The following is an 18179-nucleotide window of genomic DNA, read 5'->3' as shown; positions in this document are numbered from 1 at the left end:
TTTTGTGTTTGCAAAGATAATCAATTATTTATTTTCAGCCAAACCCACACAGGCTTTAATCGGCCGAAATATCATCCCTTCTCGCACACGTTTCGTCATCTTCGATTCTCATCTTTGAAACATACGCAAAAGGCACAATGGTATCTTTGTAACTAATTGATTTTCAGAAACTATCATTTGAGCTTCCAAAGTCAATGAGTTTGGCGGGCAAAGTCAATGCTATTAACAAGCAAAGTCAATGGGATTGGCAGGCAAAGTCAATGGGATTGAACCTGACTTCCATAACACATCATATTTGTGTGATGAAAAACCAAAAGTTATGAACATAAAAGGGCGACTTTCATGCCGCCCCGAAACAGAAAAAAGCGACAAGAATGTCGCTCTTCTATATTATTCACTATTACTCTATCACCACGGTAGTCCAGCCATGAACATCTGGCTCCGTGCCATACTGTACGCCACGCAACTTGTTGTACAGCTTTGTGGAGATGGGGCCAGGCTTATCACCAAAGTCATAACGTTTGCCCGTATCGAGGTCGTCGATGTAGCTGATGGGACTGATGACGGCAGCTGTTCCGCAGGCTCCAGCCTCCTCAAATGTTTCCAACTCCTCTTCGGGAATTGGACGATGTTCCACCTTCAGCCCAATGTCTTCGGCCAACTGCATGAGACTCTTGTTGGTGATGGAAGGCAGGATGCTGGTCGACTTCGGCGTGATATACGTGTTGTTCTTAATGCCGAAGAAGTTTGCAGCCCCACATTCGTCAATGTATTTCTTCTCCTTGGCATCGAGATAAAACTCACTGGCATACCCTTTTTCATGAGCGATGCTGTGTGCGTAGAGCGATGCGGCATAGTTGCCGCCCACCTTGTACTTACCCGTTCCCAGAGGAGCCGAGCGGTCGTAGCCGCGCATGATGACGTATGGGTTGCTGGAAAATCCACCTTTGAAATAAGGTCCCACAGGGGTGACAAAGATGATGAATGCGTATTCGCGCGCCGCATTCACACCCACCTGCGCCGAAGTGCCGATGAGCAGCGGACGAATGTATAGCGTAGCTCCACTCTCGTAGGGTGGTATGTACGCTTGGTTGAGCCTCACCACCATCTTAACCATCTCTTCAAAACGCTCGGTAGGCAGTTCAGGCATCACGATACCGCGACAAGAACTCTGCAAGCGAGTCGCGTTCTCGTTCATTCTGAACACGCGTATCTTCCCATCCGGACAGCGATAGGCCTTCAAACCCTCGAAGGCCTCTTGTCCATAGTGCAGGCAAGCGGCAGCCATGTGCATATTAAGGTACTCGTCGGAGCAGACTTCAATCTCGCCCCATTGACCGTCACGATAGTAGCAACGCACGTTATAGTCGGTCTTCACGTAACCGAAGGACAGGTTAGCCCAATCAATATTTTTCATCATCTTATCTGTTTAAAAGGTTTATAATCACATCATGTGTTTCGCAAAAATAGGCAAAATATCGCGCTTGCACAACGATTGTAACATATTTTTTGCAGCCCTAACATCGGTTAATCCTCTTCCAAAATCTTCTTAATGTCAGCATCTACCTTTGTCAGGCGCGCCTTACAAAGTTTGATGAGCTTTTGAGCGTTCTTCAGTTCGGTGGTCAATTCGTCGATATCGAGTTCCTCGTTTTCCATCCGCTGCACAATGTTTTCAAGCTGCCGAACAGCTTCTTCATAGTTTATTTCTTTGGTCATATTATTTGATGATTGATTTGAATGTTCCATTCTCCACGCGCGTTTCTATCTCGTCGCCCGTCTTTAGCTCACTGGCATGGCGCACCGCGCGTCCTTGGTGCAGCGTGATGCTGTAGCCACGGCTTAGCAGCAGTTGGGGATCCAGCGACTTGCATCGCTGCTGAAGCATGTCCAGGCGATGCCCTTCCGTCACGATTTTGCGCTCAGTCATCGGTTTCAAACTGTTTGAAAGTACCTGGACGTGATGCTGGGAATCAGAGATTTTGCGGGAAGCCCTGGCGGTGAGCTGCAAAAAATATTGTTGCAAACGCTCTTCCTGCCGCACTCTGACATGCGAGAAAAGTACCGGAATTTTGCTCGATACGCGCACAAATCGATTCTTCTGGTGTTCCATGCAGTGCCTCACGATTTGCACCATCTCACTTTGCGCATCGTTTATCCGAGCCAAAGTGTCAGCCAGGTTATCAATAAGATATGCCGCTGCAGCCGTAGGAGTTTTGACTCGACGGAACGAAACCATGTCCAACACGCTCTCATCACGCTCATGTCCAATTCCAGTGATGATGGGCAAGGGGAAATTGGCTACGTTCTCGGCCAGCGAAAGGGTATCGAAACCACTCAAATCGCTTGTCGCACCGCCGCCACGGATGATGACCACCACGTCAAAGTCATCGACTTGCGCATTGATATGGTTCAAGGCTTCGATCACGCTGGGTTCCACTCGTTCGCCTTGCATGACGGCAGGAAAGAGCTGAACCTCAAAGTTGAACCCCTGCTCGCAATCTTTTAACTGACGTAAAAAGTCGCCATAGCCGGCCGCCTGCTCACTGGAAATGACGGCAACGCGGCGCGCAAACATAGATAAGTGTAAGTCTTTTTGTAAATCAAAGACGCCCTCTGCCTTTAATTGGGCAATGATTTCTTGTCTTCTCCTTGCCATATCACCCATCGTGTACACGGGGTCGATGTCGGTAACAATCCAAGAAAAGCCGTAAGCCTCGTGGAAATTGGCGTACACCTTCAGCAACACCTTCATGCCGGCGCGCAGCACTTGTCCGGTGGTGCGTTCGAAGTAAGGGCGCATGAGCATCCACTTGTTCTTCCAACATTTGGCCGATGCCTTGGCCACGGGCGTGTTGGTTCGCTCATCTTTCTGCACCAGTTCCATGTAACAGTGCCCCCTTACCTCGCGTACCTCAGACAATTCGGCCTCCACCCAATATTCGTTGGGCATGGTGGTTTGGAGGGTTTCGCGCACCAGTTCGTTGAGTTCAAACAAGGTTAGTGCTTGCTTCATGTGAAAATATGTTTTACCTTTTCGATACAAAAATACAATTTTATTTTGAAAGGCGATGCATGGTAATAAAAATGCACTGGCAGATAACTCCGACAGTTACGTTTCTTAAATGAACTTACAGTTGGAGATACAAAAGAAACAACCTGCAATGATTTTGAGAAAAAATCATCATATTTAGGTATTGCCTTGACAATTAGGAGCTGTTATCTTTGCAAATTCAAAACTACATGCATAAGCATGCCATTGAACGGATAATGAAATAACTAATTTATATATCATCTTTGAAAATGAAAAATTTAAGAAAAAAACTTTTAGCATTAACATTTATATTGACAATAGTCGGTAGCATGCAAGCCAAAAATGCGTTAATTGTAATAGCGCATGGCTCACCTATGCCCAGTTGGCGTAAACCAGTCTTGGATTTAGAACAAATCGTACGGCAAAAATTAGCAACGCATCCCGTAAAAGGCATTGACTATATGCGTGTGGCACTCATGGAATATACAGAACCTTCGGTTGCCAATGTAGTAAAAAATTGTTTGGAACAAGGAGCCGATACCATCTTTGCTTTACCTTTGTTCATAGCCCCATCAAGTCACACGGAAGAAGATTTACCTAACATTCTTGGCATGAAGTATAATAGATATGTACGCGAAGAGTTGGCAGAGGAAAATACCGAGATGGTTCATACCAATGTTCCTATCGTCATGGGACCAACATTCTATTATAGCTACGTGTTAGAAAAGACGATGTTACAACGAATAAAAGCGATGTCGAAAGATGAGGAAAACGAAGCCGTAATATTTCTTGCACATGGCGACCCAGAACGTATTGGATTTTGGAACATGATGTTAGAACATGTACAAAAATACATCAAAGACAACAGCAAGATAACTTATACTGATGCACAGCAAATAGAGATGGGACATGACTTCGCAAATGAACTACTACCCATGTTAAAACGTGCCTCACAACACAAAAAGCGAATATTGGTTCAGGGCATTTATCTTACTTCAGACGTGAAGCGTATGGCAGATAGGCACAACATGCAAGAAAAACAAGCGGAGTTAACCAAAGATGGTGTAGAAATAGTTTACAGCAATGAGGGAATTTTGCCAGCATCATCCGATTTAATTGCCAATTGGGTAATAGAAGAAACGACACAATGGTTGAAGAGCAAGAAATAGCTCTTCAATCTCATCCGTTAGTAAAATAGTGCATACATGTTAAGTATTAAGCCAAAACACACAGCAACAACAACCAAAAACTTACAGATGACTTTGCTGCTATTTGGGAACACATCATGCAAGAAAAGTATTTTTGTCTTGCTGTGTATGATAGGGGGCATTCTCAATACTCATGCTCAAACAAGTAAGGTTTTCGGTTATGTTACTGACACAAATAACGAGCCTCTAATAGGCGTGTCGGTGAAAGTGGATGGCACTAATACGATGACTGTTACAAATAACGAAGGACGATTTTTATTAAGTATTCCACGACAAAACTCATTTACTGTAACTTTCTCATATGTGGGATATGCCACAAAAAAAGTGAAATGTAAAGATAACGCACCATGCCTAAACGTGAAGTTGTCAGAAGATGTAAATCAAATAAATGAAGTAGTAATACGTGCAAAAAGCAATATCAACGCGATTGACTTGCGAGCTAAATCGGGTGCAGTGGTTAATGTAGACATGAGAGCACTTAAAGATAAGCCAATGATTGACATGGGATTGGCTCTGCAAGGAATGGTACCAGGATTAATGGTTTCTAATACAGGGGAATTGGGTAAAGCCCCTGAAATACGCATACGTGGAAACTCTTCATTTAGAAAGGGGAATATGACCAATGAACCATTGTATGTTTTAGACGGAAAAATAATAGCTGCCGAAACCTTTTATAACCTTCCCCCACAAGATATTGCAAGTATTAAGGTACTAAAGAACGCATCAGCATGTGCCTTATACGGCGTTAAAGCTGCTAATGGGGTTTTGGAAATAACGTCACAACGTGGGTATAGTGGCAAACTTACCATATCCTACAGCAACAATATCGGAATTACGGGACGAGGAAAACGAGGAGTTCGGCTAATGAATTCCAGTGAAAAATTGGAATTCGAACGACTTTTACAAAATCCTGCCACACCAGGTTATCGCTTTAGTGCCGACTATTATAACAAGTATGAGGCTGATAATCCTGATAAGGCTCGACTTATCAAAGAAGGAGAAGTATATCTCAATGAATTACGGAAAATTGACACAGACTGGTTTAACGAACTGATACATAATAATATCTACCAACGCCACAGCTTCAGCTTGAAAGGCGGGAATAATTCAACGACATATTATGTTTCTGCGAACTATGCCAATCAAGGTGGAAGAATGAAAGGAAATGACAAACAACGTTATAGCGTACGTCTTAGCTTAGACCAACGGTTAGGAAAGATTGGCTATATGATGTTGGGAGTAAATGGTGGATACGCAAAAACGAATACGCCAACTGGCACAACCTTCGACCCAACTTCATTGGTGTATAACCTTAATCCTTACGAAACAACTTCATCGCAACTTTATTCATACCCAGGACAAAGGTTCAAAGACTTGCTTTACCAATTCCAACAAGACCATACAGAGAAAGACGTGGGGTTTTCCGCCAACCTCACTCTTACTCCCTTTGCAGGACTAACATTGGCATACATTGCAGGTGCTGACTTGAGCTTTGGCAACAATCATCGATTTACTCCTGCTACCTCTTACAGTGAACAGCATCAAGGTATCCCTATCCTAAGGCGCGGGATATACAGCAAATCTCAAAATGCGACAACAAATATATCGAGCAACTTTAGAGCAACATATAATCAAGTAATCAATGACATACACGACCTTACTCTTGGTGCGAATATAGATTATTACTTTTACGACAATGAAGGAGTAGGCATCACGGGATATGGTGTGGGTAATATAGACTCACCTTCTGCCATAAACCATTCGCTGCAAGGGCTTAGGCAACCTGAGATACGAAACCCACATGACAGAAACGCACAATTGGGTATAGGAGTGGTAGGTGGCTATTCCCTTAAAAACATCTACGACTTTTACGCCACCTACAAAGCGGATGCGTCATCCGTTCTTCCTAAAGAGAAGCGTTGGAACTCTGCTTGGGCAACGGGAATAGGGTGGACGCCAACCAATTATTCATTTTTGAAGGGGAATAAGATAATATCTGCACTGAACCTAAAAGCATCTTATGGCGTAACAGCTAATCTTAATGGTGTTTCGGTATCACAAACGATTGGCACATTCTCATTTTCCAATAAAGGCTATGATGAGGTAAGGCCATTGGAACTACTTATGCTTTATAATAAAGACTTGAAAGCAGAGCAAAACAAATCAATGGACGCTGGTCTAACCCTTGAACTATTTCACCGCATTACATTTGATGCGAATTGGTATAATCGCATTACAGAAGAAGCCCTGTTGGATGTACCTATTGCAACAAGCACAGGATTTCAATTGATGAAACGCAACGTTGGAATATTACAAAACAACGGTATAGAGTTAGGCTTTAACGTTAGGATTATTGATAATTATGACAGCAGGTTAAATTTGCGTGCCAACTTTTGCTATAATCGCAACAAAGTTATTGATCTATATGACGGCAATCGATTATATACGAACGAAGATGATATACTGCCAACTTACGAGGTAGGTAAATCATACGATATGCTGTATGGGCTTCATTCATTAGGCATTAATCCTCTTACTGGTTATCCAGTATTCAAGACTCCTGACGGCAAGGAAAAACAAGCAAGCGAATTTCTTACGAAGTCTGATTTCCAATCCTTAGGTCATCTCACGCCACCATACAACGGAGGATTGAATGTTGATTTTCAATACAAAGAATTTGAAATGAATGTTGGCTTTTACTACACGCTTTCGGGTATTCGTCAATTTGATTACAAGTACGTACGTAATAAAGACAATGCAAACAAGAATTCTATTGCTGGACTCACTGAGCACATGTGGTTTAAGCAAGGAGATGAGCACAAAATTTATCCCACACCCTATTACGCAAACAGTGTGGCTGAAGAAAACATGGCTTTGTATGCAACCTCTCGCACAGTTGGTTCAAGCAACATGTTAAAATTATCCATGGTGTCATTGAGATACCGCATTGCAGGAAAATGGTTAGAAAAGCATTTACCTTTTTTACAATTCGCCTCAGTGGGATTTCAAGGTTCAAATCTCTATACATGGACATCCTTTAAGGAGTCGGATCCAGAAAGTGGAAAACTTTCTGGAACACTTCAACCTGTGTTCACATTTAATATGAACCTAACATTTTGAAATTATGTTTAAGATAACACGCAAAAATATATTATTGTATCATTATATCATTTCTGCGATGATATTTACATCGTGTTCGCTCAACATTCCGCCAATGGATATGTTTTCAGACCCCGATGCGATTACCAATGTTCAAAATGCACGTTCACTCTTAACTTCAGCATATAGGGCATACCCTCATTACGAATTGGAGTTTTCAATCTTAGGCAATGACTTTTGCCCTACGTCACTCTCTCACAGCAATGTTGAATTAACAAATCTGTATGCGTGGCGTCCTAAAGAAATCACGCAACTTTCCACGAATCTTTGGCTTGGATATTATAACGTTATTGCTATCTGTGATGCTTTAGATGAACGACTGCCACAAGTGCAGATAGAAAAAGAAGGTGACAAGCAGGAAATTATTAATATTTCCTCGGAAAGCAAACTACTAAAAGCTCGGTGCTATTTGCAATTACTCAAGATATATGCTCCAGCCTACGACAGAAACCCAGACGACATGGGAATCATACTAAAGTCGACACTCGGAATAGAAAACAAACAGCGTAGTTCTATCAAAGATTGTACGAGTTATATCGAGAATTTATTACTACAAACAGCACAACATCCCTTCAACAACAAAAATCAGATGTGGATGTCGAACGATGCAGCTCACTACTTATTAGCCGATCTCTACCTTTATATGGGACAATGGGATAAAGTTCTCAAGTATGCTGTCCCACTGCTTTCTACTATGCCAAAGGCAGAGTCGGACTCCTATGAAAAAGAATACCATTCTTTATGGACTGACAAAAACTCAACAGAACGTATTTTTGCTTTTTATATGGATAGTCCTGTTTTCACTAATTTGGAATACGACAGAAACAAAGGAGATTTATTTGCCGTCAACCCAAACTTTGCAATTGACAAATCAGACAAACGTTATGACATGGCGATTATACCCAAAAAGATGTACAACAAACAGGTCATGCTCTTGGGTAAATATAACAAGTTACAAAAAGAAAACATGGTCGTCTCCTACCTTAACAAAATGCGGCGGGCAGGTCTTATCTTCATGGTGGCTGAAGCTTATGCACAAATAGGAAATAATCACAAGGCTATTGCAACGATAAACAGTTATCGAAAATTAACTGGAAAGAACATGCTCACAGAAAATTTGAATGGCAAAGATTTAGTCGATTCTATCCTTCACGACAAATACGAAGAGTTTGTTGGAGAAGGCACTAATTACTTTGACTTAAAACGTACACATAACAAACCGCTTGCTCGCTTAACTCTATGGGGCGAGGGACATTCCGCTTATATATCTGAAGACGACTATCGGTGGACTTTCCCTATACCAAAAGCAGAATACCGCTTTAATCTTGCTGAAATTAACCAAAACAAAGGCTGGTATTATACAAATGAAAAACAGGTAAAGGTGTCTAACATGACATCACACTAAAAGACATCACACGGAACTGGCAAATATCTCATAAAAATAACTCAATTTTTTATAACAATTACACAATGAAAACCATTAAATTTACATTAGCAGCCCTTTTGGCACTTTTGCTTATACCCTCTTGTACAGAGGAAAAGGATGAGCAAATGACAAATCATCTAAATCTTGAACTGCAAGGAGTTCATGAGATTGCAGAAGATGATAATACCACGATCACGATTAAGGCAAGTCTGTCCTTTACACCAGAGGAAGACATTACTGCCAATTTGATGGTCACAGGAAACGATGACAAGATTGTAGAACTTTCTACGCAAAATCTTGTTTTCAAGAAAGGTGAAAAGGTTCAAACCTTTACTATCAAATCCAACAACAAACATTTAGTTAAAGGAGTTCGTTCTATTACCATCAATGTGGGTCACATAAACAATGATAACGTAAAATTATTAAAGCCTGTGACTATTAATGTTCGACAAGATAGTGATATTCCAGTCTTAACAGAAGCACAACAATCATTAATCAAGGGTTATAAAGAAAAGTTTGGAGTTGACCTCACAGGCATCCTTGGTAAAATAAAGGTAAAAGCAACTGTTAGTTATAATGCCAGTGACAAAGAACAATACTTTGGAGGTAAAGAGAAAGAAACATTCAACGGTTACACCATTATTACACTCAGCGAAAAAGCCACTGCCGACAAACCCGTTTTAAAGATGATATCCAATGCAATGGGACTTAACGACTTTTTCTACATGGTACTTAAAAAGAAGACAGTTGAGGATACAGAATTCTTCCAACAACAACCTAATGGCTTGGCTGTTGTGAAAGCAGTAAAGTTTGATCCTAAGGAAGATACATTCACGACAGCTCTTGACAATATTGAACTCAATATTAAAGATGGAAAAATCAATTTCTTAGGAACGGGAAAGGATGTATATGGAGACGAAATAACTGTGGTGCCTTTTTCATACAAGTTCTCTGCATGGGACCGTTTGCAGAACATTGTAAAGCAAGGAAATGTCTCCGTTACCATCAAATTGCCTTATGAAGACCATGAGCAAACGATATTAATTAACCAAGATGTAATTGATGCAGGTGGAAGTATTTCCCCAAATAAATGGCTCGGATATAGCACCATAGACAAGGATTCATATAAGAACGATCCGTCTGACTACATCAAGCCTACCTCTGTTCTTGACTTCAAGGGAGGGAAGATGTCTTTTACATTCCCATGGGACTTTGATGAGGCGAATGGCTACACACAAATAAATGTAGAATATACCTTTTAATATTGGTTAAAGAACAGAATCATCTCCTCTTCTATTAAGAAGCGGTGACAAGTGTAAACAATAAAAAATTCACAATATCATACCCTAAAGGTATATGCACATAAAACTAACAACTTGTAGAATAAGCTTATTATCACTTCTACTTGTTTTTTCTATTTCTATATCAAGGGCGGGGGACACAACGTTCCCTCCCCTTTCTCCCAATGCTGTTGAGGGGAAACTCACCAATGGCTTACGTTACATCCTTGTACCTACTACAAACCAATCGCATAAAATAGAAATGCGGATGATTATGCGAATTGGTTCGTTGGTTGAAGATGAAGAACAAAGAGGATGCGCACACTTCTTGGAACATTTAGCGTTTGAGGGAACTAAACATTTTCCCAATCGCACTATGATACAGGCTTTCGAGGCGCAAGGAATGAAATATGGGCGAGATATTAATGCGTTTACAGGATTCGACCGTACCATTTATTCCTTATCTCTACCGATCACCAGCGCCCAACAACGTTCTAAAATACTGCAATTAGCACTTCATTCGACAAGCGATTGGCTTGGTGCTATTGAAATATCAACATCTCATGTTGAAAATGAGAAAGGCACCATTATAGAAGAACTTCGCAGTTATACCCTGCCTGATGATTTTTATACGCTAAAAATAGGAACAGGAAGATATTCTAAGCGTATGCCTTTGGGTTCAGAAGAAGAAATTAAAGCTGTAACGCCTAAAGCATTACTTCAATATTACAACAAATGGTACAAGCCTCATAATGCAACTATTATTATTGTTGGAGATGTAGACGTTAAGGAGGCTAAACATTTGATATCAACAACATTGGGACATCTTCCAAAAACAAACAAGCAAACTCCACCTCCCTCTTATCCTTTAACTTACAGCAAAGGCACCAACTATATGGTGTTAACCGATAGTTTACAAACCACTCAAAAAATTGATTGGATAATTCCACATGTCATGCCTTTTACCACCAATCTGCACAACATGCTTGAACGTAAACGTATGGAAATTGTGTGTTCTTTACTCAACACCAGATTAAAGGAAAGCGGAACAAGGTGCGATGTCTATGACTCGTGGTATTTAGCAAATAAAAATCACTTTACATTCTCATTTTCATCAACGCATAACAGCACATTGCTACAATCCATAAGAGCAGCCTCAGCAGAATGTAGACGTATTGTCAAGCAAGGTATCTGCTCCATAGAACTTCAACATCTCATCAAAAAGCAACAAGAAAAAATGATTGTTGAAAAAGAAGACAAAACTGCTACTGAGATTTGCGATGATCTAATTGATTATGTTATTTTTGGGGAAAGACGAATTTACTCTAATCAAGAAGCCAATCAGCTGAAAGTGCTATTAAGTAAAACTACGAGCAAAGATATCGTAAAGCGTTTAAGCTTCCTGCTGAAACAAATGCGAAAATCAAACCTAATAGCTTACAATAGTCATAGTGACAACTCATTGTCCAAGCAAGCAATCATACAAGCATGGCAACAAGGACAGCGGCAAAACATGGAAAGATACACATTCCATCCACCTCATCCAAGTTCTCCATGTGCTGCCATACAACGCCCCGAATGGGATCTGAAAAAGTACGAGATTGCAAAAGGAGCAATAACAAAGCAAAACTATCATGAAAAGTTGGACGTAACCGATATAAAACTGTCCAATGGAATACGCTTATTGCTCAAACCTACCAATACCGCCGACTCTACCATTTACATCGCATGGATAGGACGTGGCGGAATGGCAGACCTTACAACTCTACAACAAAAACGCTACTACGATGCTATTGCTTATGTGGATCTGGGTGGTATACAAGGATTGCCAAACGACACGCTGTCTGACATCATGATGCAAAAATCACTCTCAATGGCTTTGGGAGTAGACCAATATTGGCATCAATTATTAGCATCTGGACCAGTCTGCTATAGTTCTTCTTTATTTTGTTTGATCAGAGAAAAAATAATGCATCCAGGCTTAGATTATCCACTATTCGAAAATCTGAAACAATCAGAAATAGCAAATAATGGAAAAGAGACCTTGTTACAGCGTATGATGAAACGAGATATTAACCGACTCATAGATATTTGCATTGACTCATTGGTTGGAAACGGAAGAGATAAAACCTTTTTAATGAACAAAGCAGATTGGCAACAGCTTAATTTAGATACATTGGCAACCTACTACAAGCGTACATTTGGTGATTTGTGCAATACCACAATCATCCTCACAGGGGGATTTGATTTGACAAAAATCATACCGCAAGCTGTCACTATCTTTTCTGAAATGCTTCAACAAGATGCCATGCCTTTGGACAATCGACCTATAAGCTTACCACACAATGAGGTACGAAAAGTATTCATAGACAATGATAGTCATCAAAAGGGAACACTCTATATGGTACTTCCCTTCAACTATCATCCTGGGTTGAGAACATCTCTCTGCATGAAACTAATGCGTGACTTGTTGCAAGAGCGTGTTATCGATATCCTGCGAGAAAAGCTTCACATCGTATATTCACCTTACGTCGACCTATTTTACGATGGATACCCTCAACAACGAGCATATTTACAACTTACCATTGATGCAGATAAGAACAATCTGGAAAAGGTTGAACAAACTCTCTGCAACATCGTCACACAATTTCAAGACACTGCAGTAAGCACAGCTAATCTTGAAAAAATGAAGCGATCGTTTTTGGTAGCTAAGCAGCAAGCTCTATCCAACGACACACCCATAGAGTGGAAAAATGCACTCACATTATTGATAAAAAATGATGAGAGCATTGCTGACTTCAACCATTACGAATCTATCTTGCAACAAATCACACCACAGGAAATACAACAAATGTTTAAGCAACATATCAAATTAAACAAACGAATAGTACTAATAAAGACAGATGAAACAAACAAATAAATTTCTATCCTTTCTACTTGTTATAGTAGCAGCAGGATCCATGTTCGCAAATGCGCAACAGAAAACTTATGATGCGTATCGATTATACGACAACAATGGCAAAGCTATCGATTATCAACAAATGGTGCGACAACTATCAAAGGCAGACGTCGTATTTTTAGGCGAGATACATAATTGTGCCATTACTCACTGGTTAGAGTTACGCATTCTGCAATCACTCTATTTGGTACATGGAAAAAATTTGGCATTAGGTATGGAGATGTTCGAAGCCGACAATCAACTCATTCTTAATGAATATTTGCAAGGACTTATTTTCTCTGACAGATTCGAAGAAGAGGCGCGTATATGGCCCAATTACGTTACAGATTATGCGCCAATTGTCAACTTCGCTCGTGAAAACAAGATACCAACTGTGGCAACAAATGTACCAAGAAGATATGCGGCAATGGTTAAAGAACACGGGTTAGCATTCATTGATTCACTTTCTAAAGAAGCCAAGGAGTTTTTCCCTCCATTACCCATTCCCTACGAGCCAAACCCACAAGCCGAACAAGGATTTGCCATGATGAGAATGTTGGGTGGTGGAAAATCAAATAAAGATAACAGCCACCTTTCTGAAGCACAGGCACTCAAAGATGCAACAATGGCATGGCATATCGCACAAACCTCCACTCCTAAGATGTTGCATATAAATGGAAATATCCACACTGATGGCAACAGTGGCATTATCACCTACCTAAGGAAATATGCCCCCAAGAAAAAAATAATTACTCTACGTACTGTGCGACAAGAAGATATTACATTTTTAGATGATACATACAAGGGATTAGCAGATTATTATCTTTGTGTGCCGGAGGATATGACAAATACATATTAGATAAACAATTATAATAAAATAAACAACGTATAAAATGAAAATCAATTACAAGCTCGTACTGTCATGCGTGTTGTTCATGATTACGCCTTTCCGAACAATGGCAACAGAATATTTGATCGTTGAGTTTAAGGACAAAAGTTTTGTTACCTTTGGTATGGACAAACAACCCGTCATTTCTTTTAAAGGAGGAAAATTGGTGATTACTGACAATTTCAATGAAACAAAAGAAATGGTCACCAATCAAATCGTACGCTATTATTTCTCAAAACAACAACCCACGACAAACATTGATGAAGAACGAACAGTTGCGCAGAAACCATTTGTTCTCAATGGACATGTGATGTACCAAGGGCTTACATCATCATCTGTCGTAAGAGTTTTCACCCTCAACGGAGTAGAAGTAGCACATTACAAAGCCGATTCGCAAGGTTGTGTGGATATTGATGTCTCAACCATGCCACATGGCGTTTACATTTTCCATTCAAATAAAAATGTAATTAAAATTGTAAATAAATAACTTTTATAGAAAACAATATAAACCATAATTCACAAAAAATATGAAAAGAAAAATCATTCTCTCGTTTGTTTTATCAGCTATTGTGATAAGCATCAATGCTCAAGAGTACAACATGAAGATAAACAAAGTAAACGGTGAAGTACTTACTATTGCAACAAGCGAAATCAAAGATGTCATGTTTGAAGAGATAAAAGGCAAGGAGGAAGAGCCACAAGATGAACCACGCTTTATTACCATGGGTGGTAAAAAATGGGCAATGGGGAACCTTGTTTATGATAATGGAAAGTGGCGAATTGCTGCCAACCAATGGGAGTACTTCAATGCTGTCTATGGAAGAGCTGGCGAAGGAAATACCAAATGTAAACTCAGTGATACGCAAGTAGATCATTTCAGATGGGGAGTATTAGGCAATGCAGCCATAACACAGGGGTCAGACGTTGTAAAAGCCTTTGGTAATGGATCTTGGGATATTTACAACATCTCTGGAAAAATGTATAAAGATATTGATTGTAAAGATGAGACCAAGAATTTCGATGAAGCAAAATATGGTGATTTGGCATTTTGGGCTACGAAAGGTAAATGGCGCATGCCGTCTAAAGCCGACTGGAATTACTTAAAAGATGGGTGCGATTGGCAGTTAGGTTATATTACATTAGATAACGGCAAGCAACTTTATGGCTGTCTGATTACAGAAGCCGCAGGAGATTTTGGTGAAACAAATACCATAGCTAAAGAGTTCTCGAAAGCTGAAGTAGAGAAAAATCTCTTTTTGCCATTAGCAGGGTATCGCTTTGAAAACAAGATAAAAAATGCTGGATATGGTGGTTATTATTGGACAAGCCAACTGTTCAATAAAACAGATAATTATGCTTTTGAAGTATCGTTCGACCGCGATGGATTCTACATTAATCAAAATGGTGGCGATGCTAATAATGGTAACTGTATCAGACCTATCTTGGTAGAAACCAAATAATAAAAGCTGTTTCAAATAATAATGAAACAACTCTTTATGACCCCTTGGAAGTAGGAAACTTTCTGACGGAACGTTTCTTACTTCCATTTTTTAATACCGACTCTCTTTATTCGGATAAACACACATCAATTTTTACATGATATCTATCGCCCTAACTGCTACAGTTTTGAAATGAAAGGACAACAGGTGGTTAGTTTTATCTTTATATTAATGTTTAAAGTATAGAATATTTTCGTACTTTTGCAAAGATAATAAGGAGATGTTCATGGATAATAAATCAGCGACATTAGAATTAGGTACTAAACCTGTAGGGGCACTACTGATGCAATACGCCATGCCAGCCGTGATTGCCATGACGGCATCATCGCTATACAATATGATAGATCGCATTTTCATCGGTCAGGTGGTGGGTCCGTTGGCAATTTCAGGATTAGCTATTACCTTTCCGCTCATGAACTTGTCTGCCGCTTTTGGTGCTGCTGTAGGTGTTGGGTCGTCTACTGCTATTTCTGTGAAGTTGGGACAGAAGGACTACGATATTGCTGAGAATGTATTGGGCAACTCTGTTACATTAAATATTATTATCGGACTTGCCTTCGGAATTATCTGCTTAATCTTTTTAGATCCCATCATTTTATTTTTCGGAGCCAGTGAAAACACCTTGCCTTATGCACGAGACTATATGCAAGTTATCTTAATTGGTAACATCATATCGCACATGTATTTTGGCATGAACAACGTGCTGCGGGCGGCCAGCAAGCCCAAGCACGCCATGTACGCCACCATGTTTACCGTGGTTATGAATATTATCCTCGATGCCATCTTTATCCTTTGGTGGGGCTGGGGTATTCGAGGAGCCGCTTTCGCAACGATTATTTCACAAGCCATGGCATTGGTTTGGCAGCTCAAGTTGTTTAGCAACCCCAATGAGTTGTTGCATCTTAAAAGAGGTATCTATCGCCTTAAGTCCGATTTGGTGAAAAATATCATCGGCATTGGCATCTCTCCTTTCTTGATGAACGCTTGCGCTTGTATCATTGTTATTTTCATGAACAATCAGTTTGTGCGCTATGGAGGTGACATGGCAGTAGGAGCTTATGGCATCGCTAATAGTATCGCCGTGGTTTTCATCATGTTCGTCATGGGCATCAATCAAGGAATGCAGCCAATTGCGGGTTACAATTACGGTGCGATGCAGTTGGATCGGGTGATGAGGGTTTTACAGTTATCCATTATAGCTGCCACGGTTATCATGACCGTTGGCTGGGCTATCGCCATGTTCATACCCTATTACTGCGTGCGTCTCTTTACAAACGACCCCACACTCATTGAGATGTCTATCAAAGGTGTGCGCATTGACCTGCTGATGTTTCCTGTTGTCGGGGCGCAGATGGTTATTACCAACTTTTTTCAGTGTATCGGAAAAGTAAAAATTAGCATTTTCTTGTCTTTATCCCGGCAGCTACTTTTCTTATTACCTCTGCTGGCTATCCTACCTCCCATGTTTGGAATAGATGGCGTATGGGCCTCACTACCTGCTTCAGACCTTGTTGCTGTCATCGTGGCTGTGACGATGATGACGATTTATATGAAGAAATTCAAAATACAACATAAAGAATCTACCAATGGAACACAAAAAGAAGATAATCATTAACATTGGCCGACAAGTGGGCAGTGGTGGACGCATTATCGCCAAACTGCTTGCCGATGAGTTTGGATGTCAGTTTTATGACAAAGAGATACTCAATTTAGCTGCTAAGGAAAGTGGGTTCAGCGAGAAGTTTTTTGAGCAGAATGATGAGCACAAAGGGTTTTTCCAAACCCTCTTTCACACGCATGCACCCTTATTAAGTGATAATAACTTCTACGACAATAAGTTCTCACAAGAGAGTCTTTTTCAGTTCCAAAGCGAAGCCATCATGAAGGCTGCCGATGAAGGTAGTTGTGTTTTTGTGGGACGAGCCGCCGACTATGTGCTGCGAACTTATCCAAACGTGGTAAATATCTTCATCACTGCTGACATGAAAGACCGCATCCGACTGGTTTGTGAACGGCAGAAATGTGACGAAGAGGCTGCCAGAAAACTGATTATCAACAAGGAGAGCGACAGATCTTCGTACTACAATTATTACACTGGAAAGAAGTGGGGACATAGCAGTAGCTACGACCTTTGTGTGAACTCGAGCATCATGGGACTGGAGAAAACAGCAGATATCATAGGCTGTTTCATTCGTCGTCGCTTTGAACTCGATAACACAGAAAAAGGAAGGAAGCCATGAAAAGAATTGGTATCATCAGTGACACGCACGCCTATTGGGACGACAAGTACGAGAAGTATTTTGCCGAATGTGACGAGATATGGCATGCCGGCGACATTGGCTCATTGGAGGTGGCACAAAAATTGGCTGCCATCAAGCCGTTAAGGGCAGTTTGTGGCAACTGTGACGGTGGTGACTTGCGAAGGATGTATCGCGACAAACTGCGTTTCAAGTGCGAAGATGTGGATGTGCTGCTGACCCACATCGGCGGCTATCCTGGCAATTACGCCCCACAAATACGCAGCTTGCTTTTTGCTTCGCCACCTCAATTATTCGTTTGTGGACACTCGCATATCTTAAAAGTTCAATACGACAAAACACTCAACTTGCTACACATCAATCCCGGTGCGGCAGGCTTACAAGGCTGGCATCGTGAAAGAACACTGATAAGATTGACCATAGAAGGCAATAAATTCACCGATTGTGAAGTTATTACATTAAGTGATAAGAACCATCATCCATAAAAC

General features: G+C 40.7%; 14 protein-coding genes. 11 read left to right on the top strand and 3 right to left on the bottom strand.

From position 1 onward, the window contains the following. Positions 1 to 400 precede the first annotated feature (400 nt). The 3 genes from HMPREF0650_RS07895 to xseA all read right to left on the bottom strand — a co-directional run bounded on the left by HMPREF0650_RS07895 (position 401) and on the right by xseA (position 3016). Positions 401 to 1417: a branched-chain amino acid aminotransferase gene (locus HMPREF0650_RS07895; RefSeq protein ID WP_040562915.1), complete on the bottom strand. Its 1017-nt coding sequence runs from the start codon at positions 1415 to 1417 to the stop codon at positions 401 to 403. 110 nt (positions 1418 to 1527) lie between these two features. After that, entirely contained in the window at positions 1528 to 1719 is a 192-nt protein-coding gene (gene xseB / locus HMPREF0650_RS07890) for an exodeoxyribonuclease VII small subunit (RefSeq protein ID WP_004349828.1), read from the bottom strand. Position 1720: 1 nt separating this feature from the next. Then, the gene (xseA, locus tag HMPREF0650_RS07885) at positions 1721 to 3016 is read right to left on the bottom strand and encodes an exodeoxyribonuclease VII large subunit (protein ID WP_004349827.1); all 1296 of its coding nucleotides are present in this window, start codon (positions 3014 to 3016) and stop codon (positions 1721 to 1723) included. Positions 3017 to 3303: 287 nt separating this feature from the next. Between xseA and HMPREF0650_RS07880 the strand changes: the two genes are divergently transcribed. From HMPREF0650_RS07880 to HMPREF0650_RS07830, 11 genes are all read left to right on the top strand, one after another. Continuing rightward, a complete protein-coding gene (locus HMPREF0650_RS07880; RefSeq protein ID WP_040562895.1) occupies positions 3304 to 4203 on the top strand; it encodes a sirohydrochlorin chelatase in 900 nt (299 codons plus the stop codon). A gap of 87 nt (positions 4204 to 4290) precedes the next feature. Next, complete coding sequence (locus tag HMPREF0650_RS07875; protein WP_050774855.1) at positions 4291 to 7362, top strand: SusC/RagA family TonB-linked outer membrane protein; 3072 nt, start codon at positions 4291 to 4293, stop codon at positions 7360 to 7362. 4 nt (positions 7363 to 7366) lie between these two features. After that, positions 7367 to 8806: a RagB/SusD family nutrient uptake outer membrane protein gene (locus tag HMPREF0650_RS07870; RefSeq protein WP_004349822.1), complete on the top strand. Its 1440-nt coding sequence runs from the start codon at positions 7367 to 7369 to the stop codon at positions 8804 to 8806. 65 nt (positions 8807 to 8871) lie between these two features. Next, on the top strand, positions 8872 to 10089 hold the full coding sequence (locus HMPREF0650_RS07865) for a DUF4929/DUF8472 family protein (RefSeq protein WP_004349820.1): 1218 nt from the start codon (positions 8872 to 8874) through the stop codon (positions 10087 to 10089). 94 nt (positions 10090 to 10183) lie between these two features. Next, positions 10184 to 13027, top strand: coding sequence for a M16 family metallopeptidase (locus tag HMPREF0650_RS07860; protein WP_004349817.1), 2844 nt, complete (start codon positions 10184 to 10186; stop codon positions 13025 to 13027). Next, complete coding sequence (locus HMPREF0650_RS07855) at positions 13011 to 13904, top strand: ChaN family lipoprotein (RefSeq protein WP_040562892.1); 894 nt, start codon at positions 13011 to 13013, stop codon at positions 13902 to 13904. The genes HMPREF0650_RS07860 and HMPREF0650_RS07855 overlap by 17 nt, the downstream gene beginning before the upstream one ends. 97 nt (positions 13905 to 14001) lie before the next feature. After that, entirely contained in the window at positions 14002 to 14421 is a 420-nt protein-coding gene (locus HMPREF0650_RS07850; protein ID WP_245543481.1) for a hypothetical protein, read from the top strand. 40 nt (positions 14422 to 14461) lie between these two features. Continuing rightward, a complete protein-coding gene (locus HMPREF0650_RS07845) occupies positions 14462 to 15394 on the top strand; it encodes a fibrobacter succinogenes major paralogous domain-containing protein (protein WP_004349813.1) in 933 nt (310 codons plus the stop codon). Between the two features lie 265 nt (positions 15395 to 15659). Continuing rightward, the gene (locus HMPREF0650_RS07840; RefSeq protein WP_040562913.1) at positions 15660 to 17048 is read left to right on the top strand and encodes an MATE family efflux transporter; all 1389 of its coding nucleotides are present in this window, start codon (positions 15660 to 15662) and stop codon (positions 17046 to 17048) included. Beyond that, positions 17020 to 17673, top strand: a complete 654-nt coding sequence (locus HMPREF0650_RS07835; protein WP_004349810.1) for a cytidylate kinase-like family protein — start codon at positions 17020 to 17022, stop codon at positions 17671 to 17673. Before HMPREF0650_RS07840 ends, HMPREF0650_RS07835 begins: the two co-directional genes overlap by 29 nt. Next, a complete protein-coding gene (locus HMPREF0650_RS07830; protein WP_004349809.1) occupies positions 17670 to 18176 on the top strand; it encodes a metallophosphoesterase family protein in 507 nt (168 codons plus the stop codon). Before HMPREF0650_RS07835 ends, HMPREF0650_RS07830 begins: the two co-directional genes overlap by 4 nt. The last annotated feature ends 3 nt before the right edge of the window (positions 18177 to 18179 follow it).

The sequence above is a fragment of the Hoylesella buccalis ATCC 35310 genome (genome assembly GCF_000177075.1).
Lineage (GTDB): Bacteria > Bacteroidota > Bacteroidia > Bacteroidales > Bacteroidaceae > Prevotella > Prevotella buccalis.
The sequence above is the reverse complement of the archived record's forward strand: the minus strand, read 5'-3'. Positions and strand labels throughout refer to the sequence as shown.

Bases quoted from the DNA above. Each gene is read 5' to 3' on its own strand.
- HMPREF0650_RS07895 (WP_040562915.1), bottom strand. From the start codon at position 1,417: ATGAAAAATATTGATTGGGCTAACCTGTCCTTCGGTTACGTGAAGACC.
- xseB (WP_004349828.1), bottom strand. From the start codon at position 1,719: ATGACCAAAGAAATAAACTATGAAGAAGCTGTTCGGCAGCTTGAAAAC.
- xseA (WP_004349827.1), bottom strand. From the start codon at position 3,016: ATGAAGCAAGCACTAACCTTGTTTGAACTCAACGAACTGGTGCGCGAA.
- HMPREF0650_RS07880 (WP_040562895.1), top strand. From the start codon at position 3,304: ATGAAAAATTTAAGAAAAAAACTTTTAGCATTAACATTTATATTGACA.
- HMPREF0650_RS07875 (WP_050774855.1), top strand. From the start codon at position 4,291: ATGACTTTGCTGCTATTTGGGAACACATCATGCAAGAAAAGTATTTTT.
- HMPREF0650_RS07870 (WP_004349822.1), top strand. From the start codon at position 7,367: ATGTTTAAGATAACACGCAAAAATATATTATTGTATCATTATATCATT.
- HMPREF0650_RS07865 (WP_004349820.1), top strand. From the start codon at position 8,872: ATGAAAACCATTAAATTTACATTAGCAGCCCTTTTGGCACTTTTGCTT.
- HMPREF0650_RS07860 (WP_004349817.1), top strand. From the start codon at position 10,184: ATGCACATAAAACTAACAACTTGTAGAATAAGCTTATTATCACTTCTA.
- HMPREF0650_RS07855 (WP_040562892.1), top strand. From the start codon at position 13,011: ATGAAACAAACAAATAAATTTCTATCCTTTCTACTTGTTATAGTAGCA.
- HMPREF0650_RS07850 (WP_245543481.1), top strand. From the start codon at position 14,002: ATGGCAACAGAATATTTGATCGTTGAGTTTAAGGACAAAAGTTTTGTT.
- HMPREF0650_RS07845 (WP_004349813.1), top strand. From the start codon at position 14,462: ATGAAAAGAAAAATCATTCTCTCGTTTGTTTTATCAGCTATTGTGATA.
- HMPREF0650_RS07840 (WP_040562913.1), top strand. From the start codon at position 15,660: ATGGATAATAAATCAGCGACATTAGAATTAGGTACTAAACCTGTAGGG.
- HMPREF0650_RS07835 (WP_004349810.1), top strand. From the start codon at position 17,020: ATGGAACACAAAAAGAAGATAATCATTAACATTGGCCGACAAGTGGGC.
- HMPREF0650_RS07830 (WP_004349809.1), top strand. From the start codon at position 17,670: ATGAAAAGAATTGGTATCATCAGTGACACGCACGCCTATTGGGACGAC.